The organism is Micromonospora noduli, assembly GCF_003264475.1.
In the GTDB taxonomy this organism is placed as follows: domain Bacteria; phylum Actinomycetota; class Actinomycetes; order Mycobacteriales; family Micromonosporaceae; genus Micromonospora; species Micromonospora noduli.
Map to the genome: position 1 here is coordinate 376731 of NZ_PYAC01000033.1, position 23879 is coordinate 400609.

The 23879-nt window shown below is 69.1% G+C and carries 18 protein-coding genes; 2 read left to right on the forward strand and 16 right to left on the reverse strand.

Going from position 1 to position 23879, the window contains the following annotated elements; all coding sequences use genetic code 11:
- Positions 1-74 precede the first annotated feature (74 nt).
- The 5 genes from MED15_RS26270 to MED15_RS26290 all read right to left on the reverse strand — a co-directional run bounded on the left by MED15_RS26270 (position 75) and on the right by MED15_RS26290 (position 5772).
- Complete coding sequence (locus MED15_RS26270; protein WP_112585266.1) at positions 75-926, reverse strand: sugar phosphate isomerase/epimerase family protein; 852 nt, start codon at positions 924-926, stop codon at positions 75-77.
- A 6-nt stretch (positions 927-932) separates the two neighbouring features.
- Entirely contained in the window at positions 933-2117 is a 1185-nt protein-coding gene (locus tag MED15_RS26275) for a substrate-binding domain-containing protein (protein ID WP_238689555.1), read from the reverse strand.
- A gap of 12 nt (positions 2118-2129) precedes the next feature.
- Entirely contained in the window at positions 2130-3113 is a 984-nt protein-coding gene (locus MED15_RS26280; protein ID WP_091401048.1) for an ABC transporter permease, read from the reverse strand.
- A 2-nt stretch (positions 3114-3115) separates the two neighbouring features.
- Positions 3116-4087, reverse strand: a complete 972-nt coding sequence (locus MED15_RS26285; protein WP_112737195.1) for an ABC transporter permease — start codon at positions 4085-4087, stop codon at positions 3116-3118.
- A gap of 173 nt (positions 4088-4260) precedes the next feature.
- Positions 4261-5772, reverse strand: coding sequence for a sugar ABC transporter ATP-binding protein (locus tag MED15_RS26290; protein WP_112737197.1), 1512 nt, complete (start codon positions 5770-5772; stop codon positions 4261-4263).
- Positions 5773-6291: 519 nt separating this feature from the next.
- Between MED15_RS26290 and MED15_RS26295 the strand changes: the two genes are divergently transcribed.
- Positions 6292-9840, forward strand: a complete 3549-nt coding sequence (locus MED15_RS26295; protein WP_112737199.1) for a ThuA domain-containing protein — start codon at positions 6292-6294, stop codon at positions 9838-9840.
- Between the two features lie 89 nt (positions 9841-9929).
- Here the strand turns inward: MED15_RS26295 and MED15_RS26300 are convergent, their stop codons facing one another.
- The 8 genes from MED15_RS26300 to MED15_RS26335 form a co-directional block, all read right to left on the reverse strand.
- Complete coding sequence (locus tag MED15_RS26300; RefSeq protein WP_112698259.1) at positions 9930-10922, reverse strand: aldo/keto reductase; 993 nt, start codon at positions 10920-10922, stop codon at positions 9930-9932.
- Positions 10919-11797: an amidohydrolase family protein gene (locus tag MED15_RS26305; RefSeq protein ID WP_112737201.1), complete on the reverse strand. Its 879-nt coding sequence runs from the start codon at positions 11795-11797 to the stop codon at positions 10919-10921. The genes MED15_RS26300 and MED15_RS26305 overlap by 4 nt, the downstream gene beginning before the upstream one ends.
- Entirely contained in the window at positions 11794-12555 is a 762-nt protein-coding gene (locus tag MED15_RS26310) for an SDR family NAD(P)-dependent oxidoreductase (RefSeq protein ID WP_112585250.1), read from the reverse strand. Before MED15_RS26310 ends, MED15_RS26305 begins: the two co-directional genes overlap by 4 nt.
- Positions 12552-13577, reverse strand: coding sequence for a zinc-dependent alcohol dehydrogenase (locus MED15_RS26315; RefSeq protein WP_112733282.1), 1026 nt, complete (start codon positions 13575-13577; stop codon positions 12552-12554). Before MED15_RS26315 ends, MED15_RS26310 begins: the two co-directional genes overlap by 4 nt.
- A gap of 105 nt (positions 13578-13682) precedes the next feature.
- A complete protein-coding gene (locus MED15_RS26320; RefSeq protein ID WP_112585247.1) occupies positions 13683-14906 on the reverse strand; it encodes a mandelate racemase/muconate lactonizing enzyme family protein in 1224 nt (407 codons plus the stop codon).
- A 1-nt stretch (position 14907) separates the two neighbouring features.
- Complete coding sequence (locus tag MED15_RS26325) at positions 14908-15735, reverse strand: carbohydrate ABC transporter permease (protein ID WP_112733280.1); 828 nt, start codon at positions 15733-15735, stop codon at positions 14908-14910.
- A complete protein-coding gene (locus MED15_RS26330) occupies positions 15735-16709 on the reverse strand; it encodes a carbohydrate ABC transporter permease (RefSeq protein WP_112585245.1) in 975 nt (324 codons plus the stop codon). Before MED15_RS26330 ends, MED15_RS26325 begins: the two co-directional genes overlap by 1 nt.
- 10 nt (positions 16710-16719) lie before the next feature.
- Positions 16720-17982 carry an ABC transporter substrate-binding protein gene (locus MED15_RS26335; RefSeq protein ID WP_112585243.1) on the reverse strand — a complete coding sequence of 421 codons (1263 nt, stop codon included), beginning with the start codon at positions 17980-17982 and terminating at the stop codon, positions 16720-16722.
- 147 nt (positions 17983-18129) lie between these two features.
- Between MED15_RS26335 and MED15_RS26340 the strand changes: the two genes are divergently transcribed.
- Positions 18130-18900, forward strand: coding sequence for a FadR/GntR family transcriptional regulator (locus tag MED15_RS26340; RefSeq protein ID WP_091401025.1), 771 nt, complete (start codon positions 18130-18132; stop codon positions 18898-18900).
- 71 nt (positions 18901-18971) lie between these two features.
- Here the strand turns inward: MED15_RS26340 and MED15_RS26345 are convergent, their stop codons facing one another.
- The 3 genes from MED15_RS26345 to MED15_RS26355 form a co-directional block, all read right to left on the reverse strand.
- Positions 18972-20369: an RICIN domain-containing protein gene (locus MED15_RS26345; RefSeq protein ID WP_112733278.1), complete on the reverse strand. Its 1398-nt coding sequence runs from the start codon at positions 20367-20369 to the stop codon at positions 18972-18974.
- Between the two features lie 427 nt (positions 20370-20796).
- Positions 20797-22263 carry an endo-1,4-beta-xylanase gene (locus tag MED15_RS26350; protein WP_112585239.1) on the reverse strand — a complete coding sequence of 489 codons (1467 nt, stop codon included), beginning with the start codon at positions 22261-22263 and terminating at the stop codon, positions 20797-20799.
- Between the two features lie 444 nt (positions 22264-22707).
- Positions 22708-23715: a PaaX family transcriptional regulator gene (locus MED15_RS26355; protein ID WP_112601627.1), complete on the reverse strand. Its 1008-nt coding sequence runs from the start codon at positions 23713-23715 to the stop codon at positions 22708-22710.
- Positions 23716-23879: the final 164 nt, after the last annotated feature.

Here is a 23879-nt window from a genome sequence, read left to right on the forward strand (position 1 = left end):
GTGCTCCTGACGTGAGAACGGGGTGGGGGTGGCGGAGCGGCCTCGACCAGCGCGGGGGTGGCGGGTCGGGACGGTCATCCGAGGATCTCCCGGAGATAGCGCAGGCCGTCCGTGGCGAGACGGTCCTGCGAGGGGGCCAGTGGACGCCAGATCGCCGCGGCGGTGGCGATGGCCTCGTTCTCCGCCGTGAACGACTCGATGCAGATCGCGCCCTGATAGCCGGTGTCCCGCAGGACGGTGAAGAAGCGGGGCCAGTCGAAGTGGTCGGCACCGGGAGCGCCCCGGTTGGTGCCGCTGACCTGGACGTGCTTGATGTGCCGGCCGGCGACCGCGAGGGCCGCGTAGGGGTCGGCCTCCTCGATGTTCATGTGGTAGGTATCGATCATGATGCCGACGTTCGGCGGTAGCCCGTCGATCAACTCGACCGTCTGCTCGATCGTGTTGACGACGCTCGTCTCATAGCGGTTCAACGCCTCGACACCGATGCTCACGCCCACCTCGCCGGCCTGCTCGGCCACCGGCGCCAGGGCCCGCCGGAAATCCGCGTAGCAGGCCGCGCGAGCCGCTGCCGACATCCGCCAGGTGCGGCCGACCGAGGCGTACGCGGGACCGCCGACGCATCCAGCGCCGACGGCCGCCGCGCTCGCCACGCAGCCCAGAAGGTACGCCACCGTCGACTCGACGACCGCTGGCGCGGCGTCGACCAGTTCCCGCCCCGGCGGGGTGACCGCGCAGACGCCGGCGGCGACGAGGCCGTGCGCCGCCAACAGGTCCCGGGTACGGATCGGATCCCAGTCGCCGGGCTGCTCGATCGGCAACTCGACCGCGTCGAAGCCGAACGCGGCGATCCGCGGGATCAGCTCGGCCAGGGCCTTGTCGTCGACCGGCGAGGCCCAGACCCAGGGGTTGACGCCGATGGCGTACATCGGGCCCTACTTCCAGCGCTGCGGGTAACCGGGCAGGTCGGTGCAGCCGCACATCGCGTAGTGCAGCGGCGGCATGCCCGCGTCGAGGTACTGGTCCAGGTTGTCCTGGGTGACGGTCGGCTGCGGCAGCTTCCACGGGTTGGACACCTGCTGGCCGTCGAGGATCCGCAGCGCCGCGATGATGGGCGTACGCCACTGGTAGGTCGGATAGGTCGGCGCGATCGCGGTGAGCTTCTTGTCCTTCCAGATCTTCAGGAAGTCGAGCTGGTCCTCACCGTTCATCGGCGGAACGGGCTTGCCCGCGTCCTGGAACGCCTCGACCGCCGCGACGGCCACCGCTCCGGCGTCCATCCAGACCCCGTCGATCGTGCCGTACCGCTGGATGTAGTCGTCGACGATCTTCTTGGTCTTGGCCGGATCGCCATCGGTGAATTCGACACCGACGACGTCGACCTTCGCCTTGTCGAACGCCACCTTCGCCGCCGACCAGCGGGTCTCCAGGACGTCGACGCCGGGCAGGATCCGCAGGGCGAGGACCTTGCCGCCGGGCTTCATCTTCTGGCTGACGAACTCGGCCCCGACGTGGCCGAACCCGTAACCGCCGATGGGGTTGATGAACGTCACCGGGCACTTCGTGTTGACGCCACGGTCGAAGACGACGACCGGCAGCCCGGCCTTGCAGGCCGCCTCGACGGCCGGGGTGAGCGTGGCGGTGGTGTTCGGCGAGACGATGAGCGCGTCGCAGCCCTTGCCGAGCAGATCGTTGATGTCAGCGATCTGCTTCTGGTCCTTACCCTCGGCGTCGACGTGCACGAACTCCTTGATGCGGCTCTTCTGCGCCTCGACCTCGGCCTGCATGGTCTTGAAACCGACCTGCCGCCAGGGGTTGTTCAGGGCCGCGTTCGAGAAGCAGATCTTGTGTGGGCCGTTCTTCTTGAACTTGGCGGTGTCGACCATCGTCGGGTTGAGCACCTGCTCCCACGGCTTGTCGGCCGGGCCTGTCGGTGCCGCGTCGAGCAACGCCAACTCGGCGTCGTAGTCGGCCTGCACGAAGAACTTCGACTGGTCCCCGGTGCCGGAGCCAGTGGCGGCGGATGCACTTCCCGACGGGCTCGCGGCCGGCTCGTCGGTGGCACAGGCGGCGAGGGACAGCAGGGTTACGGCGGCAATCGCCGCCATGGAACGTCGCACTATGGTTCCCCTTTATCTCGACGAAGAACGCGTTGCCGAGACCGCCACGGCGAGCAGGATGATCCCGCCCTGGACGGTCGACCTGAGGGCGCCGGAGACGCCGTAGAAATTCATGAGGGCGAACAGCAGTTCGAGGGTCAGCGCGCCGAGCATGGCCCCGACGACCGCGCCGCGCCCTCCGCCGAGCGCCACCCCACCGAGGACGACAGCGGTGATGGCACCGAACTCCAGGCCGGCGCCGGCCTGGAACGACACGCCGCTGTAGCCGCCCAGGAGGATCGCCGCCACCGCCGCCGCGAGCCCGCTGAGGATGAAGGCGAAGGTCCGGGTACGCCACACGCGTACACCACTCAGCTCGGCGGTGCGCGGGTTGTCGCCGACGGCGACCAGCGTCCGGCCGAAGTCGGAGCGCATCAGCAGCACGGCCGCCACCGCCAGGACGACCAGGACCAGCAGCGCGTACGGCACGCGGCCCAGCACCGGCACGTCCTCGAAGGCTCGCCGGCCGAACCGCCGGAACTCCTCGGAGAGCCCACCCTTCGGGGCGCCGTCGGACCAGAGGTAGACCGCGCCGACGAGGATCAGGAACATGCCGAGGGTGGTGATGAACGACGGCACCCGCAGGCGTGTCGTGATCAGGCCGTTGACCAGCCCGACCAGTGCGCCGAAGGCGAGCAGGAGCAGCACCACCGGCCAGGTACGCGCCGGGTCGCTGTCGATCAGCCGGGCGGCGACCACCACCTGAGCGGTGACCAGGGAACCGACCGAGAGGTCGAACTCGCCGGACACGATCACGAAGTACTGGCCGGCGGCGAGCAGGATGATCGGCGCCGAACGACCGAGGAAGGACATCAGCGACTGCGGGGCCAGGAAGTCGGGCTGCCGGATGCCGACGAGTACCAACAGCACTGCGAGGATCGCGAGGATCGGCAGGACACCACCGGGACGCACCCGCGGCAGACGCAGCGGCAGGGAACGGGGCTGGACGGTCTGCATGGCTAGGCCGCCTTTCGCATGGCCCGGCGGGCGTAGACGGCGACCGCGGCGATGATGATGACGCCCCGGATCACCTGCTTGAAGAAGGCATCGACCTCGAGCTGGTTGAAGATGGCGTCGATGCTGGCCAGCAGCAGCACCCCGCCGACCGTGCCGATGACGCCGCCGCGCCCACCGGCGAGGGCGGTACCGCCGATCACCACAGCGGCGATCGACTCCAGGTCATAGAGGCCCTCGGTGCCGACGCGCGGAGCGCCCGAGCCGAGCCGACTGGCGAGGTAGATGCCGGCGAGCCCCGCGCACATCGAGCACAGCACGTGGGCGGTGACGAGGACCCGGTCGTTGCGGACGCCGGAGAGCCGGGCCACCTCCGGATCCCCGCCGACGGCGACCAGGTGGTGGCCGAAGCGGGTCCGCGAGAGCGCGAACCAGGCCGCCGCGGTGACAGCTATCAGCAGCAGGAACGACACCGGCACCGGACCGACGCGCTGGTAGCCGAGCGCCTGCACCAGCGAGGGTGCGGTGGTGCCGGCCGGGCCGTCGTAGCCGTTGTCAAGGTAACCCTTGAGCAGCAGCCCGACGCCGAGGGTCGCGATGAACGCGTTGACCCGGAACCTGGTGACGATGAGCCCGTTGAGCAGCCCGACGCCGGCGCTGACGACGAGCACCAGGCCGATCGCCGGCAGCACCGCGCCGTCGCTGCCGTTCATCGTCTCGGCCGCGACGAGGGTGCTCAGGCTGATCACGTACGCCACCGAGAGGTCGAGCGACCCTCCCAGGATGACCAGGGTCTGGCCCACCGCGACCAGCCCGAGGCCGGCGGCGACATGCAGCAGACTCACAGTCGTGGACTGGTTGAAGAGCTGACCACCGTCGAGCAGGACGACCAGCCAGCCGATCGTCAGGGTCAGGGTCAGGGCCACGAACACGCCCGGTACGGAACGCCGGGCTGGCAGCAACGACAGAGCGCTCACTGGGTCACCTCGGTTCGCGACTGCGGGGCTCGCAAACCCGGCTCACTCCTCGCGCTCACTGGGTCACCTCGGTTCGCGACTGCGGGGCTCGCAAACCCGGCTCACTCCTCGCGCTCACTGGGTCACCTCGGTTCGCGACTGCGGGGCTCGCAAACCCGGCTCACTCCTCGCGCTCACTGGACCGGCTCCCGCACGGCGCCGACCGCCAACGCGACGACCTCCTCCTCGGTCGCGCCGGCGGGCAGCTCGCCCGCGACGTGGCCGTCCCGCATGACGACGATCCGGTCACTCATCCCCAGCAGCTCCGGTAGATCGGACGAGATCATCAGCACGGCCGCGCCATCACGGGCGAGTCGGCGGACGAGGTCGTGAATGGCTGACTTCGCACCCACGTCGATGCCCCGGGTCGGCTCGTCGAAGAGCAGGATCCGCGGATTGAGCGCGAGCCATCGGGCCAGCACGACCTTCTGCTGGTTGCCGCCGGACAGAAAGCGGATCTCCTGGTCGTCGCCGGCGCCGCGGATCTCCACGGCGGCCAGCAACTCGCGTACGCGGGCGGTCCTCGCGGCCCGGCCGGACCGGGCGGCGAAGACGGCCCGGCTGGCGAGCAGCGCGTTGTCCAGCACCGACTGCCGAGGGACGATCCCCTCGCCCTTGCGGTCCTCGGTGACGTAGGCGATGCCGGCCCGCATGGCGGTGCGGGGTGAGCGCAGTCGGACCGGCCGGTCGTCGAGCGTGACGTCGCCGGTCGTGAACGGCGACACCCCGAAGATCGCGCGGGCCAGCGCCGAGCGCCCGGAGCCCTGGAGGCCGCCGATGCCGAGCACCTCGCCGGCGCGCAACTGGAGGTTGACGTCCCGCAGCTTCCGGTTTCCCGCGTCGCGAAGGTTGAGCCGCACCGGGCCCCGGTCCTCGGGGGCGGCCCGGTCCGGGTAGTAGCTGGACAGTTCCCGGCCGACCATGTGCCGCACCAGCTGGTCGGCGGTGGTGTCCGGGGTGTCCACTGTGGTGACCCGCCGGCCGTCCTTGAGCACTGTGATCCGACCGGACAGGTCGAAGACCTCGGCGAGCCGGTGCGAGACGTACAGCAGCCCGATGCCCCGCTCCTGGAGTCGGCGCACCAGCCCGTAGAGCAACTCGACCTCGTGGTCGGCCAGGGCGGCGGTCGGCTCGTCCATGATGAGCAGCCGCGCGTCCAGGGCGAGCGCCTTGGCGATCTCGACGACCTGCTGCTGCGCGACGCCCAGCTGCCCCACCCGGGCGTCGGCCGGCAACGTGGTCTCACCGATCGAGGCGAGCAGCCGCGTGGTGCGGTCGAGCATTCCCCGCCGATCGACGAGCCCGCGTCGGACCGGCTCGTGCCCCAGGTAGACGTTCTCCGCGACGGTGCGCTCCGGGAGCAGGTTGAACTCCTGGTGGATGATGCCGATGCCGGCCCGCTGCGCGTCGCGCGGACCACGGAACGTGCGCGTCGCACCGGCGAACTCGACAGTGCCCCCGTCCGGGGCGTACCCGCCCGAGACGATCTTCATGAGGGTCGACTTCCCGGCACCGTTCTCACCGACCACGGCGTGCACCTCGCCCGGCGCGACATCGAGGTCGACACCGTCGAGGACGCGGACTCCGAGGAAGGACTTGCCGATGCCCCGAAGGGTGAGAAGCGGCGTCGGCGGCGGATCTGACATCCCGAAAGCCCTCACAGACAGTAGTCATCGACATGATTAAATGCCACACTACGGCGGCTTCTAGGCGCTGAACAACAAGCTTTCGTGCCAACAACGAGGACTTACGTTCTTGCGGTGCAAACATTTCCTTGACACCGGCGAAACATCACACGTATGAAGATAGATGTTTGGATGCGGGTCCGCAATCCTCGATCAAGCCCGACTGCCAGGCTGGGCTGCGATCGGCAGGCGGTGCCGCATCAAGGGGGCCGAGCGCGACCGCCGTCCACCGGGCAGGACGTCGGACGTTACTTCGTGCATTGACAGTCTTCGATCTCTAGCTCATCCTGACCTCGTGGACCACGGGACGAGAACCACTGCCACCACCACGCTGTGTGACGTCCCGCAGGTCTGACTGCCGTTGCGGCGAACGGCATGAGGACAGACCAGCGCGCCCGTGTCCCTCACGTGTCCAGGTCAACCTGACACGTCGTGGGACCCGTGGTCGCAATCCCTACGCCCGCCCAACTAGGAGACGGCATGCGTCGTAACACATTGCTCATCTCAGTGATCGCCGGCCTGTTGCTGGCGCTCGGACTCGCTCCACCCGCGTCGGCCGCCCCGGCCTTCCGCGCCCTGGTGTTCAGCAAGACCACCGGCTACCGGCACGACTCGATCCCCGCCGGGATCTCCATGCTCCAGCAGCAGGCCGCGGCGAACAACTTCGAGATGGTGGCGACCGAGGACTCGAGCGTCTTCACCGCCGCCAACCTGGCGACCTTCGACGTGATCGTCATGCTCCAGACCTCCGGCATGGTCTGGACCTCGGCGGCGCAGCGCCAAGCGGTGGAGGGCTACCTCGCCAGCGGCAAGGGCATCGTCGCCATCCACAACGCCACCGACATGGGCATCGAGTCCGAGTACCCGTGGTGGGACCAGACCATCAACGGCGGCGCCCACATGCCCGAGCACTCCCCCGGCGTGCTGCCCGGCACCGCGATCGTCGCCGACAAGAAGCACCCGTCGACGGCCTCTCTGCCGGATCGGTGGAACCGCAGCGAGGAGTGGTACAACTTCGACACCAACCCGCGCGGCAAGGTGCACGTCCTGGTGACCGCCGACGAGCGCACCTACAACCCGGGATCCCGGGCGATGGGCCCGGACCACCCGATCTCCTGGTGTCGCGACACCGGCGGCGGGCGGGTGTGGGCCACCGCGATGGGCCACGCGATCGCCTCCTACAGCGAGACGAACTTCCAGAACCACATCCTCGGTGGCATCAAGTGGGCCGCCGGGAACGCTGCCGGCGACTGCGGCGGCACAGTCTGGGGCAACTTTGAGAAGCGCACCCTGGACGACAACACCGTCGACCCGATGGCGATGGCGGTGGCCCCGGACGGGCGCGTGTTCTACGCCCAACGCGGCGGGCAGCTGAAGATCTTCAAGCCCTCCACGAACAGCACCGTCACCGCCGGCACGCTGAGCGTCTACACCGGCGGTGAGGACGGCCTCACCGGCATGGCGCTGGACCCCAACTTCGCCACCAACGGGTACGTGTACCTGTACCACTCGCCGGCGAGCAGCTCGACCGATGTCAACCGGGTCTCCCGCTTCACGATGAGCGGCGACACGCTGAACACGTCCAGCGGCGTGACGATCATCGACATCCCGGCGTACCGGGACCGGACCTTCCCGGAGCCCGGCCACACCGGCGGTTACATCGAGTTCGGTCCGGACGGCAACCTCTACATCGGCACCGGCGACGACACGCCGCCGAACCTCGACCCCAACTGGCAGGGCTACGCCCCGCTGGACTGGCGCTCGGGCAAGTCCAACCTGGACGCCGCCCGGACCGCGGGCAACACCAACGACCTGCGCGGCAAGCTGCTGCGCATCCGTCCCGGAGCCAGCGGCAGCTACACCATTCCGAGCGGCAACCTCTACCCCCAGGGCACGGCGCAGACCAAGCCGGAAATCTACGCCATGGGCTTCCGCAACCCGTTCCGTTTCTCGATCGACGCGGCCACCGGCTGGGTCTACCTGGCCGACTACGGGCCGGACCGCAACCCGCCCACCACCAACCGGGGCCCGGAGGGCCTGGTCGAGCTCAACGTGATCAAGACGCCCGGCAACTACGGCTGGCCGTTCTGCCACGGCAACAACCAGCCCTACGCGCCGTACAACCCCGACACCGGCGTCGTCGGCGCGAAGTTCAACTGCTCCGCGCCGGTCAACAACTCACCGAACAACACCGGCCTGACCAGCCTGAAGCCGGTCGTCATGCCGAACATCTGGTATGGCTACCCCGCCTCGACGACCTTCCCGGAGCTGGGCTCCGGCGGCTCCGCGCCGATGGGCGGCCCGGTCTACCGGTACGACGCGTCGAACCCGTCCGCGACGAAGTTCCCGCCCTACTACGACGGGGTGCACTTCTTCTACGAGTGGTCGCGCAACTACATCAAGGAGGTGCACTTCGACTCCTCCACGGCGGTGACCCGCACCAACCCGTTCCTGCCCGGCGGTGGGTTCAACAAGCCGATGGACATGGAGTTCGGCAAGGACGGCTCGCTCTACCTGCTGGAGTGGGGCACCAACTTCGGTGGCGGCAACAGCGACTCCGGGCTCTACCGGATCGACTACATCCAGGGCGGCCGGTCACCGATCGTCAAGGCCACCGGCACACCCACCAGCGGCTCCTCGCCGCTGACCGTCCAGTTCAGCAGCGCGGGCACGTCCGACCCGGACGGCAACACGCTGAGCTACCTGTGGACGTTCGGCGACGGCACCACCTCGACGGCGGCCAACCCGTCGAAGACGTACACCTCCAACGGCAACTACACGGCCCAGTTGAAGGTCACCGACAGCACCGGTAAGACGGGCTTCGCCAACGTCCCGATCACCGTCGGCAACAGCGCCCCGGTGGTCACCATCACCACACCGGGCAACGGAGGCATGCTGACCTTCGGCGACAAGGTGTCGTACCAGATCACCGTGACCGATCCGGACGGCGGCACCGTCGACTGTTCGAAGGTCATCCTCAACCCGGCGCTGGGCCACGACGACCACGCGCACGAGACCACGGAGTACCCGGGCTGCTCGGGCACCATCTCCACCGACCTGCTCGGTGGGCACCCCGATGGCGCCAACCTGTTCTACGTGCTGAACGCGCGGTACACCGACAACGGCGGCTCGGGGGGCGGGTCCCCGCTCACCGGCACCGCGCAGGCGATCCTGCAACCGAAGCACAAGCAGTCCGAGTACTTCAGCAGCCAGTCCGGCATCCGGGTCGTCGACCAGGCGGCGGCGGAGAGCACCAAGCGCGTCGGTGACATCTCCACCAACGACTGGATCGCGTTCAACCCGATGAGCCTGTCGGGCATCTCGACGGTCAGCTACCGGGTGTCGTCGCCCTCCGGTGGCGGTTCGATCGAGCTGCGCGCCGGCTCGCCGACCGGCACCCTGCTGGCCACCACCACGGTGCCCAGTACGGGCGGCTGGGACAACTACCAGTCCACGACTCCGGTGAACGTCGCCGCCTCCAGCGGGACACAGACGCTCTACATGGTGTTCAAGAACAGCAACAACTCGTTCGATCTGGACTCGCACACCTTCGGCGGCAACGGCGTCGGGACACCCGGCAGTGGTAACGGCGGTGGCCTGGCGGGGAAGACCTACACGGTCACGGCGCAGCACAGCAACAAGCTGATGGACGTCAGCGGTGTCTCCACCGCCGACGGCGCCCAGATCACCCAGTGGGCGAACACCGGTGCCAACAACCAGAGGTGGCAGGCAGTCGACGCCGGTAACGGCGCGCTCTACCTCAAGGCGGTGCACAGCGGCAAGTGCGTCGAGGTGGTCGGCAGTTCGACCGCGGCGGGTGCCTTCCTCCAGCAGGCCACCTGCAACAACGGCAACCAGCAGAAGTTCACCGCCACCGCGACGGGAACCTCCGGCGTGTACACGGTGAAGAGTGTGCTGAGCGGCCTCTGCGTGGACGTCAACGGTGCCGCCACCACCGACGGCGCCCGACTGTTGCAGTGGACCTGCCACAGCGCCGCCAACCAGCAGTGGCGGTTCACCGCGGTGTGACCCCGCGGCTGTCCCGGTAACAGGTGACGTCCCGGTCGGGACCGGTGTCCGAGTAACGGAGCCGGTCCCGGCCGGGACGTCGTCGTCGGTCAGGCAGGCCGGCCGGGCGGCGCGGCGAGCAGCCCGGCCGCCGCCAGGTCGTCCCACAACTCCTCCGGCACGACGATCCCGGACCGTCGCACCGTCTCGACCGCCTGCGCCTCGTTGCGGACGCCGACCACCGTCGACACCACGGCCGGGTGCCGGCGGACGAAGGCGAGGGCCGCCTGCGGCAGGGTCACCCCGTACGTCTCGCAGACAGTGGCGATCCGCCGCGCCCGCTCGATCAGCGCCGCCGGGGCCTGCTGGTAGTTGTAGACGGCATCGGCCGGCGGCCGGTCCCGCGAAAGCAGCCCCGAGTTGTAGACGCCCGCGATGACCACGCCCACCCCCCGGTTCTCGGCGGCCGGCAGCAGGTCGGCGGCCGCACCCTGTTCGAGCAGGGTGTACCGCCCTGCGCACATCATCACGTCGACATCGGTCTCCCGGACGAACCGTGCCAGCATCGCCGACTGGTTCATGCCGGCGCCGATGGCACCCACGACGCCCTGGTCCCGCAGGTCGATCAGGGCGGGTACGGCCTCGTGCGCGGCCTGCTCCCAGTGGTCGTCCGGGTCGTGCAGGTAGACGATGTCGATCCGGTCCAGCCCGGTCCGGTCCAGGCTGGCCTCGATGGAGCGGAGCACGCCGTCGCGGCTGAAGTCCCACACCCGCCGGTGGGTCGCCGGCACATCGAACCCGTCGGAGTCCCGCAGGTGCGCGTCCTGGGGCGACGGCACCAGGAGTCGCCCGACCTTCGTCGACACCACGTACTCGTCGCGCGGGCGTTGGCGCAGCGCGGCGCCGAGGCGGCGCTCGGACAACCCCAGACCGTAGTGCGGCGCGGTGTCGAAGTACCGGACGCCCGCCTCCCACGCGGCGTCGACAGCCGAGGCGAACTCCTCGTCCGTCGTCGTCCGGTAGAGGTTGCCCCCCTGGGCCGCGCCGAAGCCCAGCTCGGTGAGCCGTAGCTGCGGGCGGCGCGGTAGTGCGCGCGACATCATGAGGTCTCCAGCCCGTAGATCCGGCGTGCCGTCCCGCCCCAGACCGACGCCCGGCCGGTCCCGTCCTGGCCCTCCAGCAGTTCCGCCAGGGTGTCGACCCACCGCTGGTACGAACTGGCGAGCAGACAGACGGGCCAGTCCGAGCCGAACATCAGCCGGTCCGGCCCGAACGCGTCGAGGGCGTCGTCGACGGCCTGTCGAAGGTCAGCCGGCGTCCAGTGCGGGAGCGGCACCTCCGTCACCAGCCCGGAGAGCTTCGCCGTCGTGTTGGGCGAGGCCGCCAACGACCGCAGGTCCCGGCTCCACTCGGCCATCTCCGGACTACCGAGCGCGGGCTTGCCCAGGTGGTCGAGGACGAAGCTCACCTCGGGCAGGTCGCGCGTGAGACGCGCGGCCATGGGGAGCTGGTGTTGGCGTACCAGCAGGTCGAAGACGAGGCCGGCGGCGCCCACCGCCGCGATCCCGCGACGGACGTCGGGACGGTCCAGGTACGCCGGGTCGCTCTCGGACTGCACGAGGTGGCGGATGCCGACGAGGCGTTCCCCGCCTCGGGCGGCCCGCAGACCGTCGAGGCGCTCCGCAACGTCGTCGGCGGTCAGGTCCACCCAGCCGACGACCCCACGGACCACTGTGTCCTCGGCCGCCACGCCCAGCAGGTCGACGGTCTCCGTGTCGGAGGCGATGGACTGCACCACCACTGTCGTGGTGACCCCGGCCGCCCGGGCCAGCGGCGCGAGATCGGCGGGTTCGAAGTCGGCGTCGATGGCCGCCATGGTCACCGGGTCGATCCACGGCTGCGGGTGCCGGGCGCGGGCCCAGAGGTGGTGGTGCGCGTCGACGATCCCGGTGCGCCCCGGCTCCTGTGCGCCAGTCATCGGCCCAGCCAGCCGCCGTCGACGGGCAGCACGACGCCGTTGACGTAGTCCGACGCGGTCGACGCCAGGAACACCGTGGCGCCGCCGAGATCGTCGGCCCGGCCCCACCGCCCGGCCGGGATCCGGCCGAGGATCGCCTGGTTGCGATCGGGGTCCTCGCGGAGCGCCTGGGTGTTGTCGGTGGCGATGTAGCCGGGCGCGATGGCGTTGACGTTGACCCCGCGGGCCGCCCACTCGTTCGCCAACGCCTTGGTGAGACCGGCCACGCCCGACTTCGACGCCGCGTAACCGGGGACGGTGATGCCGCCCTGGAAACTCAACAGCGACGCTGTGAAAATGATCTTCCCTCGGCCGCGCTCGACCATCGTCCGGCCGATCTCCCGGCTGAGGATGAACTGGCTGCTGAGGTTCACCTCGATCACGTGGTCCCACATCTCGTCCGGGTGCTCCGCGGCCGGGGTCCGGGCGATCGTGCCGCCGTTGTTCACCAGGATGTCGACCGGCCCGAGAGCGATTATGTCGCTGGCCAACCGGTGCACGGCCGCCCGGTCGCCGAGGTCCGCCCGCAGCGCGGTGAACCGGCGGCCGGTGGCGCGCACCCGGCGTTCGACCTCGCTGCCCTCCGCTTCGAGCTGGGCGGAGACCCCCACGATGTCGGCGCCGGCGAGGGCCAGGGCCTCGGCCATGGCGAGGCCGATACCGCGCCGCGCACCGGTCACGACGGCGGTCTGGCCGGACAGGTCGAACAACGCCGTCACTGGTTACCCTCCCGCACATCGAGCAGCACCTTCATGACGCCGCCACCCTCCAGTGCCTCGAAGGCCGCGCCGGCCGCCTCGACCGGCTCGACCCGGGAAATCAGCTGCCGTGCCGGGATAGCACCCGAGGCGACCAACCGGATCGCCTCCACCATGTCGTCGCGCTGATACAGCCGCGCACCCAGGAGTTCCAGCTCACGCCAGAAGAACCGGTGCAGGTTGACCTCGCGGGGCTGAGGATGGATCGCCACCATGACCAGCCGCCCGCGGGTGGTGAGGACGTCGACCGCCGTGGTGACGCCGGCCGGGGAGCCGGACACCTCGAAGGCGATGTCGGCGCCAGCGCCATCGGTACGGTCGTTGACCAGCGCCACGACGTCGGTCGCTCGCGGGTCGACGGCCTCGATCCCGATCCCCTCCGCCACCTCGCGTCGGAACGGGTCCGGCTCGACGAGGAGCACCCGCGCGCCACGGCCCCGCGCGACGGTGGCGATGAGGACGCCGACCGGCCCACCACCGACCACTACCACCTGGTCGTCGGCGGTCACGTTCCCCCGGCGTACGTCGTGCACGGCGACCGCCACCGGCTCGACGAGCGCCGCGTGGTCGAGCGGCAACTCCTCCGGAAGCGGCAGCACCAGTTCCACCGGCACCGTCCAGGAGGACTGCATGGCACCCGGTGAGTCGATGCCGAGGAAGTTCATCGCGTGGCAGACGTGGGAGTTGCCCCGCCGGCAGGCGGCGCAGCGTCCGCAGGGCCGGGTCGGCATCACGGTGACGGCCTGACCGATGTTCCAGCCGGTCACACCCTCGCCGACGGCCGCGATCCGGCCGGACATCTCGTGCCCGATGATCGCGGAATCGCCAACCCGGGCATCCATGTCCCCGTGGTAGATGTGCAGATCCGTACCGCAGATGCCGGTGTACGCCACCTCGATCCGTACCTGGCCGGGACCCGGTGGCTCCGGGTCGCGGTTCTCGATTCCGAGGTCTCGCTCTCCCCGGTAGACGACTGCCTTCATCGTTCCTCCGTCTCGACGGTCGGTACGTCGGTCGTGCCGACCGGGCATGGTCGTGGGTGCATCGCCGTCGCGATGCACCCACGCCTTTCCTTGTTGGTGGTCAGCTCAGTGCCGTACGGTCGGCGCCACCTCGTTGCGGGAGTTCAGCGACACGACAGGCACCTGGCCGGTGGGGATCACCCCGTCGACCCCGGCCAGCAGCCGTCGTCCGGCCCGCTCCGGCCGGACGTTGGGGCTGTCGGCCGTCTGCGCCTGCGGGCGGCGGTTGACCGCCCGGATCCGCTCCTCGTCCACCCGGACCCCGAGCCCTGGTGCATCGCCGAGGATGAAGGCGCCATCCTCGACGTGCAGATCGATGGAGACACCGACGGGTGTGTGCAGGTCCTGCAACTCGCTCGTCAGGTGGTTCGGCACCGAGGTCGCAGCGTGCAGCAGCCCGACCGGGCTGTTGCCGATCGGGCTGACCGGCAGGTCGTGGGCGTGGGCCAGGGCGGACGCCCGCAGGAAGTGGGTGACCCCCCAGACGGCCGCCATCTGGACGATGTCGACAGCGCCAGCGGCGATCAGCGGACGGTACTGTTCGAGCCCGGTGAGGTTCTCACCGGTGGCGACCGACGCGGACACGCCTCGGCTGACCGCGGCGAGACCCTCGGCGTCCCAGCGCCGGACCGGCTCCTCGATCCAGATGAGGTCCAGGGTGCGTTCCAGTTCGCAGACATGCCGGACCGCCTGCTTGCGGGTCCACGCCTCGTTGACGTCGAGCATCAGACCCGGCCGTCGACCGTGCCCGGCCTCGGTCAGGACATCCTTGACCAGGCTCAGGCGGTGCCGATCGCGCTCGATGTCGAGGCCGCCCTTGAGCTTGGCCGCTCGCAGGCCGTGGCTCGCGTAGACCTCGTACTCCGCGACGAGTTCGTCGTCGGTGAGCCCGATGTCCAACCCGGACGCGTAGGCGGTCACCCGCCGGTCCCGTCCGCCCAGCAGTCGCCACAGCGGTTCGCCGGCGGCCTGCGCCTTGATGTCCCAGAGCGCGGTGTCCAGAGCGCCGATGGTGCCGAACACCGGCCCGGCGTGGCCCGCCTTGAAGGTGTGCCGCAACATGCGGTCGTACAGGGACGTCACGGCCCGGGGGTCTTCACCGTCGATGGCTGGGAAGATCCGCTCGATCTCGACGTGCGGCCCGAGGCCGACTCCCGAGATGCCCTCGTCGGTGTCGACGATGACGATCGAGACCGGGACCACCCCGTCGGCGAACACACCGTTGGCGTCGCCGACTGGTCGGCCCCATTCCTGGACCGTGGAGAGCGTCCGATATCCCGTGATCCGCATGTCAACCCTTCGTGGAACCGGCGGCTACGCCGTCGGCAATTTGGCGCTGGAGGAACAGGTAGACCAACAGGACGGGTATGGCGGCGATCAGCACCCCGGAGGCGAAGGTGGGGATGTTGTCGGAGTACTGCCCGCGCAGCGAGGTCACCCCGATCATGAGCGTCCGGTGCTCGGCCGAGGGCATCATCACCAGCGCCATGAGGACGTCGTTCCAGCAGAACAGGGCGTTGAGGATGCCGACCGACAGCAGCGCCGGGGTGCCCAGCGGCAGCATGATCCGGCGGTACACGCCGTACACGGTGCTGCCGTCGATCCGCGCGGCGTCGACGATCTCCGGCGGAATGCCCTTGTAGTAGCTCGTCATGAGAAAGACCGTGAAGGGCAGGAACTGGGCCACGTAGACCAGGATCAGACCCGGGTACGTGTCGATGAGCGCGGTGTCCGCCATGATCCGTGCGAGCGGCACCATGATCACCTGGAACGGGATGAAGAGCCCCGCGAGGCAACCCAGGAACAACGCCGACGAGCCGCGGAACCGCAGTTGGCTCAGGGCGAAGCCGGCCATCGACCCGAACAGCAGCAGCAGGAGCACCGACACCGTCACCACGAACAGCGAGTTGATGAAGTAGCGGCCCATGCCGACGCTGTTCCACGCCGTGCTGATGTTCTCGAAGCGCAGGGCGTCGGTCAGACCGAACCGGTCGAGGATGTAGTCACGCCGGGTCTTCATCGCGACGTTGGCGGTGAACAGCAGGGGGTAGATCGTCGCCAGTGCGAGCAGCGACATGGGGATGGCGACCAACCACCGTCCCAGGCGGAGGCGAGACATCAATCCTCCTTTCCGGATCGTTCGAGCAGCTTGATCTGCAACAGCCCCACGACGAGCATGATCATGAAGAGGATCGTCGAGGCCGCCGACGCGAGAGCCGGACGGTTCATTTGACCCTGCTGCTTCCAGATGTAGAACTCCGGCAGGTACGTCGACCCCTCCGGTCCGCCGCTGGTCATCACGAAGAGCAGCCCGAACATCGAGGTCAGCATCCCGATCATCGTGGTCACGAAGACGAACTGGATGGTGCGCGAGAGGGCCGGGATGATCACGTGCCAGACGACCTGGCGCAGCGACGCACCGTCCACCCGGGCGGCGTCCAGGAGCGCGGCGTCCAGCGTGGCGAAGCCGGCGAGGAACACCACCAGCGCCATTCCGAAGGTGGCCCAGATGTGCACGCCCGCCACCATGAACATCGCGATGTCCGGGTCCCCGAGCCAGTCCACCGGACCGACACCGAACGACCCGAGCACGGCGTTGAGGGGGCCGTCGAAGGCGAGCAACAGGTTGAAGATCGCACCGACGATGACCGGCGAGAGCACCGCCGGAAAGAAGTAGACGCTGCGGTAGAAGCGGTGGCCCGGCACCCGGAGGTAGATGAACGTCGCGAGCAGACCGGGGATCGCCACCGCCACCGGTAGCAGCAGCACCAGCAGCCCGACGTTGCTCAGCGCGGTCCGGAACAGCGGATCTCCGAACAGCTCGCGGTAGTTGCCGAATCCGACAGCGGTCCCGTTCTGCGCGCCGTCACCGGTGAAGGAGAAGTTGACGCCCAGCAGCAGCGGGTAGAGCCGCAGCAGCACGATGATCAGGACGGCCGGGAGGACCAGGATGTAGGGGGCGTAGCGCTCGGCCCCCAGGCCGCCACGGGTGCGACGGGGTCGCGTGCCATGCCGATGCGCGGCGGGGGTGACCGCCGCCCCGCCGGCCCGTCCGGCCGAAGCCGGACGGACCGACGGTTGCGTGTTTCCCATCGGCACGAGGTCAGCCCGCCTGGTCGGAAGCGGCCAACTGCTTCACCACCTCGTCGACGGTGATCGACCCGCTGAGCAGCTGCTGGGAGAGGCGCCCCATCAGGTCCAGCGTCTTCGAGGAGAGCGCCACGTGCAGAGCGGGCTTGCCACTCTTCAGCTCGCCGACGATCGTGGCGACGGCCGGCCCGGCCTGCGACACGTCGATGGTGGTGTCGGCGGCGATCGCGCCGGCGTCGGCGTAGAAGGCCTTCAACGCGTCGGCCGAGCTCAGGGAGCGCACCAGGTCGGCGGCCACCTTCGGGTCCTTCGTCCACTTGGCGACCGCGTACCCGATGCCACCGTCGTACGGGAGGCTCGGGGTGGTGCCGGCGGTGACGACCGGGGCCTTCATGACGCCGAGCTTCTCCGGGGTGAGGAACTCGTTGAAGTCCTGCCAGTGCCCCACGTCCGACATCAGACCCATGACGTGGGCGGCCTTGCCGGACTGGAAGAGCGCGAAGGAGTCGTTGAACATGGCGGTCGAGTTGGCCCCGTCGCTGTTCATCTTCCTGTCGCCGGCCTCCTTCCAGGTCTGGAAGATCCGCTTGACGTTGGGCGAGTTCCAGTCGCGCTTGCCGGCGATCCAGGCGTCGTACTCCGCGGCGGTGAGGGTGGTCGAGCCCAGGCTGGAGAGCCAGAACTGGATGCCGACGCCCTCCTTGTTACCGAGGGCGAAGCACTTGGAGCCGGCCTTGGCGATGGCGGCGCAGTCGGCGACGAACTTGTCCCACGTGGTGGCCGGGCTCGCCGGGTCGAGGTTCGCCTTCCGGTAGATTTCCTTGTTGTAGTAGATGGGGTAGCCCTGGAGCGTCACCGGGGCGGCGTAGGTCTTGCCGTCCTTGGCGAACGCCTCCCAGCCGGCCAACCGCTGCCTGTCCTCGGCCACGTAGTCGTCGATCGGCACCAGCGCGTCCACCCGGTCGCGGATCTGGCCGCCACCGTTGAACAGCATGACGTCCGGGCCCTTGCCGGACTGGATCGCCGCACCGAGCAGGGTGTAGTACTGGTCGAAGGGCTGCGCGACGAACTCGACCTCGACGTCGGCGTGCTTCTTCTTGAAGTCGGCCTTGGCCTTGTCCAGATAGGATTTGGCGAACGGCTCGCCGGACTTCCAGTCCCACACGACCAACTTGCCGTCCGAGCTGGTTGACTTGCCCGAATCGCTAGCACTTCCACAACCGGCCAGGGCCAGGCCCACAACGAGGACGGCCGACCATATTGCGCGCTGTCTCATCGATTGTCACCTCTATATGGGGGGTGGCCGGCGGGTGTCCCGCGAGCCAAATGTTGACCGGAAGGTAACTCGTATGACGTGTGACGTCAACAGTCGGCCGTACACTGACCCAGACGTCGTGCCACGGCGAGCCATTCGGAGGGGGACATGACGCCACCGCAGGAGACAGCCCTGAACAGTCCGGCGACCCCGGCGTGGGTGCGTCGGCCGACCAACCTCGCCAGGGCGGTCACCGCCGAACTGGTGGAGCGCATCGTCCGCGGCGTACACCCGTCCGGGACGTCCCTGCCTCCCGAGCCGATCCTCTGCGAGACCTTCGGCGTGAGCCGGACCGTCGTCCGGGAAGCAGTGAAGATCCTTCAGGAGAAGGGGCTGGTGCAGGTCCGTCAGGGCGCCGGCACCATGGTCACCCCACCCTCACACTGGGACATGCTCGACGAACTCGTCCTCGCGGCCACCATCGCGGTGGACGACAGCCTCGCCATCCTCGACGACCTGGTCGTCACCCGGCGGGTGCTGGAGTCCGACATGGCGAACGTCGCCGCCCGCCTCGCCGACAGCGAGACCGTCGATCGCCTGCGGGCCATGGTCGACCGGATGGACGAGCTCGTCGACGACCACGTCACCTACCACGACCACGACCGGGCCTTCCACGACACGATCATGCAGGCATCCGGGAACCGGATCGCCCGTGGCGTCGTACGCGCACTGGAGAGCCAGGTCATCAACACCGCCCGGTACATGGGCCGGACCGAACGGGCGCTGTGCGTGGCGTCCAACCAGGGGCACCGACGCATCTACGAACGCATCGCGGCCCACGACCCCAACGGCGCCGCCGAGGCGATGTTCACCCACATCACCGAGGCCTGGCTGGTCCGTCGCAGTGGCTCGGGGAGCCCGGTCCGCCTCGAACGCTGAGGGTCACGGCAACGGACGGCGCCCGCCCCCGAGGTACGGGAGCAGGCGCCGCCAACTGAGGCCGACAGGAGTCACGAGAACTGGGCGAAGAACCTCCAGATCTCACCCTTGGTCCAGGTGGTGATGCCGCTCTCGGCGTAGGTGCCGTCCACCGGGCCGGGCATGTGGCCGTTGTCGTACGCGGCCCACTGAACCGGGTAACCGGACCGGCAACCCGAGTACGTGGTCGTGACGTGCGTGCGGCTGCCGGCCGCCGGCTCGCGCGGGCTCTGCGCGGTGCAGCCGTTGTTCCGGACGAACGTGTCGCGCAACGCCCGGCCACCCGAAATGCCCAGGACATTGTCCGAGATGCCGTGCAGCCCGAAGTACGCGATGGGCTGCGTACCGCCACTGCAGCCGCTGATCTGCCCACCGGAGATGACGGCGACGGCGCGGAAGACGTTGGCCCGCGCGCAGGCGACGGCGTAGCTCATGCCGCCACCCCAGCTGAAGCCGAGCGCGAACCGCTGCCTCGGGTTGACGCAGAGGCTGCTCTCGATCCGGCTGATCATGTCGTCGACGAAGACGATGTCCTCACCGCCGGAGTTGCCCCAGCCGTTGCCGAACCCCTGCGGCGCGACCAGGATCGCGCTGTTGTTCGACTGCTCCTGCTGGCCGTAGTAGGACCACGGGGTCCCGCTGGTGCCGCCGGAGGAGATCTCCTGCATGGTGCCGCCCCGCCAGTGGAAGGCGAAGATCAGCCGGTAGGGGTTGCTGTTGTTGTAGTTGGCGGGCACCCGCAGGATGAAGGTCCGGCTCTTGCCGTTGCTCTGGATGGTGTGCGTGCCGCTGGCCAGCGTCGGCGCCTTGCCGCACCCGCTGCCACCCGTAGGGGGTGGGGTCGTGGGATCGGTCCCGCCGTCGACGCGGACGAGCTGCCACTGCTGGTTGGTGCCACCCCAGTCGGCGTACTGCACGACGTTCCCGCCGTCGGCGGTGGACGCGCCCTGCACCTCGACGGCCTTGTTGCTGTTGCGGTTGATCAGCCGAACATAGCCACCGTCCGAGTCGGCCAGCCGGAACTGCTGGTTCGTCCCGTTGAGATCGGCCCACTGCACGATCGCGCCGCCGTCAGCGGTGGAGAAGCCACTGACGTCGAGCACCTTGCCCGAGTGCCGCGACTTGATCCGGTAGTAGCCACCACCGGAATCCACGAACTGCCACTGCTGGTTGACGCCGTTGTTGCGCGTCCACTGGCTTATCCGTGCGCCGTCGTTGGTGGCCGAGGCGTACAGGTCCAACGCCTTACCGCTGTTGCGGTTCACCAGCACGTAGGAGGCGTTGGTGTCCACTGTCGCTGCCGCCGCGGGCGCCGCGTTGACCGCGACGACTGCGCTGGCTGCCATGACCGCGGCCGCCGCCGCGGCCAACCCTGACCGCCAGCGAGATCTTTGTCGAGAGGCGGGACGAGCCTCACCGAGGGCTTTCATGGTCCACTCCTTCGATCGGGGTCACCCACGAGCGGGAGCGCCCGCGCGTGCCCTGGCGTGCGTGCCGGCGTCCTGGTGGTGGGGTCAGCACGTCTGGGGTGTTGTGTGCGGGCAACCCCGCGGCCAACGGCGTACGTCGATGGCGTTGCCACGATCCGGGCTTCGTGGCAGGCCGCGCCGAACCGCGCGGTACGACGTCCTGACTCCCGGTGGCCGGGTGGCCCGCGGGGTGAAAATTAGCGGGTGAGACGTCATACGTCAAACGATTGGTATCGATTCGCGCGATCGCAGCCAGCCGTGACGTGGCGGCCCGGCGGCCCACCCCTGGATGGGGCGGGCCGCCACTGGTCACACCTCGCCTGGGCGGGCGCCGGCCGGATCCCGAGCGGCCGGCAGCTCCCGCTCCCGCACTCGATGGCGGCGGTCGTCAGCCGATTCGGACCAGTTGCCACTGCTGGTTGTTGCCGCCCCAGTCGGCGTACTGGACGACGTTTCCACCGTCGGCGGTGGACGCGCCCTGCACCTCGACGGCCTTGTTGCTGTTGCGGTTGATCAGGCGTACGTAGCCGTCGGCCGAATTCGCGAGTCGGAACTGCTGGTTCGTGCCGTTGAGGTCTGACCACTGCACGATCGCGCCGCCGTCGGCCGTGGAGAATCCGCTGACGTCGAGCACCTTGCTGGAGTTGCGGGACTTCACCCGGTAGTAGCCACCCCCGGAGTCGACGAACTGCCACTGCTGGTTGACGCCGTTGTTGCGCGACCACTGGCTGATTCGCGCCCCGTCGCTGGTGGCCGAGGCGTACACGTCCAGCGCCTTGCCGCTGTTGCGGTTCAGCAAGACGTACCAGGCGCTGGTGTCCACCCCGGAGCCCGGCGGGGGCGTGGTGGGCGGGGTCGAGCCGCCGTTGAGGGCGTCCAGGACGGCGGTGTACGCGGCCTTCTTGTTGCCGTTGCAGTCGAACAGCAGGGCGTTGTCGGACCCGCGCCACGAGTCGCAGTCCCGTACACCCCAGGTGGTGATGCCGGTGCAGCGCGAGACGGCCAGGCAGGCGCGGGTGACGGCGCCGTAGATGTTGGCCTGGTTGCCGCCGGTCATCACGTCCAGCTCGGTGATCTGCACATCCACACCGAGATCGGCGAACCGCTGCAGGTTGGCCTGGTAGTCACCGGCCAGCGAGGTGCCCAGGTGCGACTGGAAGCCCACGCAGTCGATCGGCACGCCACGGGACTTGAAGTCCCGCACCATGTTGTAGATCCCCGTCGACTTCGCGTTGATCCCGTCGGTGTTGTAGTCGTTGTAACACAACTTCGCACCCGGATCCGCAGCCCGCGCCGCCCGGAACGCCGCCTCGATCCAGTCGTTACCGGTGCGCTGGAGGTTCGAGTCCCGACGCCCACCACCGCCGCCATCGGCGAACGCCTCGTTCACCACGTCCCAGGCATAGATCTTGCCCCGGTAGTGCGTCGCGACCTGCGTGACGTGGTTGATCGCCGCGTTCCGCAACGCGGTGCCGGACATGCCCTGCGCCCAACCCGGCTGCTGTGCGTGCCACAGCAGGGTATGACCCCGCACGCTCATCCCGTTGGCCTGCGCATGGCTGACCAGACGATCACCACCGGAGTGGTTGAACTGGCCCTGCGACGGCTCGTTGGATGCCCACTTCATCTCGTTCTCGGCCACGACACTGTTGAACTCACGGTTCAGGATCGTCGTGTACGCGCCGGTGGAGAGCTTGCCGGTCGCGACGGCGGCACCGAAGTAGCGACCCTTCTCGGCGGCGGCCGCCTTCAGGGTCGTGCCGGCACCGGATGCGGGAGTCAGCGCCACCGTCATACCGGTGGTGAGGGCGACGGCGATTGTCGCAGCCGCCAGCATCGTTCTCATGGGTTTCATGGCGTTCCTTTTCAGTGGTTGCATCGGTGGTGGTGATGTGCCACTTCACTCGGGGCGACCGATCGGGACGGTCTTCCTGGCCACCCGGCATCAGCACGCGCGGTCCGAGAGGGCTGTCGCCGGCAACTGCCGGTCCCGAGGTGACGGCCGCATGCCCTTGCGGACGTCGTGATCGGAGGTACGACCCGTGCGGCTCGCCCGGTGAGCCACGGGAACGATCGTCCTCTATATCGAGAGTGAGCGATAACATGCCGTTCGTCAAGACGTAACGGGCCGTTCACGCCGATCTTCCGGAACGCCGCGTTTCGCCCGGTACCAAACGCCCAGAGCAACAGTGCTCAGCCGCCGCGCGACCAGCGGGCGAGTCGTACCACCGCACTGCTCAGGCCACGCCGGACGGCAACGCTGTTATCGCTCACAGTCGCGGCCGAGACTCCCAGCCGTTCACGAGCACCCGGTAGCCGAGCCACTAGCAGACGGCTGCGCCGGGTCCACGTCGGCGCGCACTCCGGCGACCAGGTCGGCGGTGGTGTGGGCCGCGATGCCGGGCTGCGCGGCGTCGGCGAACCGCTCGACGACAGCTCGGACGTGTCGCTCGGCGGGTGCGGCGAGGCCGTCGTAGACGGCCGCGAACAACTCCCGTGCCGGGCGCCTGAGCCAGTCCCGTGGAAGCAGCTCCACGGGCAACTGCGGATCGAGGACGGGAAAACGCCGGAAGGTGTCCATCACCTCGGTACGGGCCCGCACCGCAGCGGCGCCGTCGATCTGCCCGGACCGCACTCCGGGCAGCAGCGGCGTCCACCGCCGGAGGAACCCGTCGTAGCTCCGACCGATCGCCTCGATGTCCCAGGCCTCGATCGGCGCGCGGTGAATGGCCGAGGCGAGCGCGCTCTGCCGCCCGCGAAACACCGTCACGGCCCCGAGGGTGAGCCGGTCGAGCTCGGCCCGAGCCGCGGATGTCAGCTCCTGCGGCGAGATCCACAAACCGTCGTACAGCGGCGCGTAACCGAGCCACCGGAGTTGCGCCCGCAGGGCCCGGCGCTGCGTACTGCGATCCTGCGGCAGCGAGAAGGCGACGATCGTCCAACACCCGTCCCACCGCGCCGTCGAGGTGGTGGAGGCGAGAATCCACTGCCCGCCGGCGGAGAGGTTGGCGGCGGCGGCGCGGCTGAGCCGGTATGAGCTGCGCCGCCCCAGTCGGCTGCCCTCCAACACGCCACGGCGGGCCAACCGACTGATCGCGGTCCGCGCTCCGGCCGTCGTCACGCCGGTCTCCCCGAGCAGCGCGACGATGGCCGCCGACGGGAGGGCGACCCGGGTCCGCAGCGTGTAGTCCGCCAACAGCGTCACCGCGACACCCTGGGGCGAGTTGCCGACCTGCCGGCGGGGCAGCCGGAGTGGCTGGTCTCCGTCGTCCGGATAGATCTCGTCGATGTCGAAAGGGCTTGCCACAGGCGCTCCGCGCTCCTCGGGGACGGCAAGACGACTGTAGACGGACGACCTATAAATCGACCCTCCTCGATTGACACTTCATCGCCCGGAGGGAACACTAACTGCCACGCGACGCCATTCGAAGCCGGGCTGGGCGAGCCACAGGTAGCGGGCATCGTGCGATC

What these genes read in the sequence shown, in the direction of transcription:
- MED15_RS26300 (WP_112698259.1), bottom strand. Translation starts at nt 10,922, where the DNA reads ATGATGTCGCGCGCACTACCGCGCCGCCCGCAGCTACGGCTCACCGAG.
- MED15_RS26315 (WP_112733282.1), bottom strand. Translation starts at nt 13,577, where the DNA reads ATGAAGGCAGTCGTCTACCGGGGAGAGCGAGACCTCGGAATCGAGAAC.
- MED15_RS26350 (WP_112585239.1), bottom strand. Translation starts at nt 22,263, where the DNA reads ATGAAACCCATGAGAACGATGCTGGCGGCTGCGACAATCGCCGTCGCC.
- MED15_RS26270 (WP_112585266.1), bottom strand. Translation starts at nt 926, where the DNA reads ATGTACGCCATCGGCGTCAACCCCTGGGTCTGGGCCTCGCCGGTCGAC.
- MED15_RS26295 (WP_112737199.1), top strand. Translation starts at nt 6,292, where the DNA reads ATGCGTCGTAACACATTGCTCATCTCAGTGATCGCCGGCCTGTTGCTG.
- MED15_RS26330 (WP_112585245.1), bottom strand. Translation starts at nt 16,709, where the DNA reads ATGGGAAACACGCAACCGTCGGTCCGTCCGGCTTCGGCCGGACGGGCC.
- MED15_RS26280 (WP_091401048.1), bottom strand. Translation starts at nt 3,113, where the DNA reads ATGCAGACCGTCCAGCCCCGTTCCCTGCCGCTGCGTCTGCCGCGGGTG.
- MED15_RS26340 (WP_091401025.1), top strand. Translation starts at nt 18,130, where the DNA reads ATGACGCCACCGCAGGAGACAGCCCTGAACAGTCCGGCGACCCCGGCG.
- MED15_RS26290 (WP_112737197.1), bottom strand. Translation starts at nt 5,772, where the DNA reads ATGTCAGATCCGCCGCCGACGCCGCTTCTCACCCTTCGGGGCATCGGC.
- MED15_RS26345 (WP_112733278.1), bottom strand. Translation starts at nt 20,369, where the DNA reads ATGAAAGCCCTCGGTGAGGCTCGTCCCGCCTCTCGACAAAGATCTCGC.
- MED15_RS26335 (WP_112585243.1), bottom strand. Translation starts at nt 17,982, where the DNA reads ATGAGACAGCGCGCAATATGGTCGGCCGTCCTCGTTGTGGGCCTGGCC.
- MED15_RS26325 (WP_112733280.1), bottom strand. Translation starts at nt 15,735, where the DNA reads ATGTCTCGCCTCCGCCTGGGACGGTGGTTGGTCGCCATCCCCATGTCG.
- MED15_RS26320 (WP_112585247.1), bottom strand. Translation starts at nt 14,906, where the DNA reads ATGCGGATCACGGGATATCGGACGCTCTCCACGGTCCAGGAATGGGGC.
- MED15_RS26305 (WP_112737201.1), bottom strand. Translation starts at nt 11,797, where the DNA reads ATGACTGGCGCACAGGAGCCGGGGCGCACCGGGATCGTCGACGCGCAC.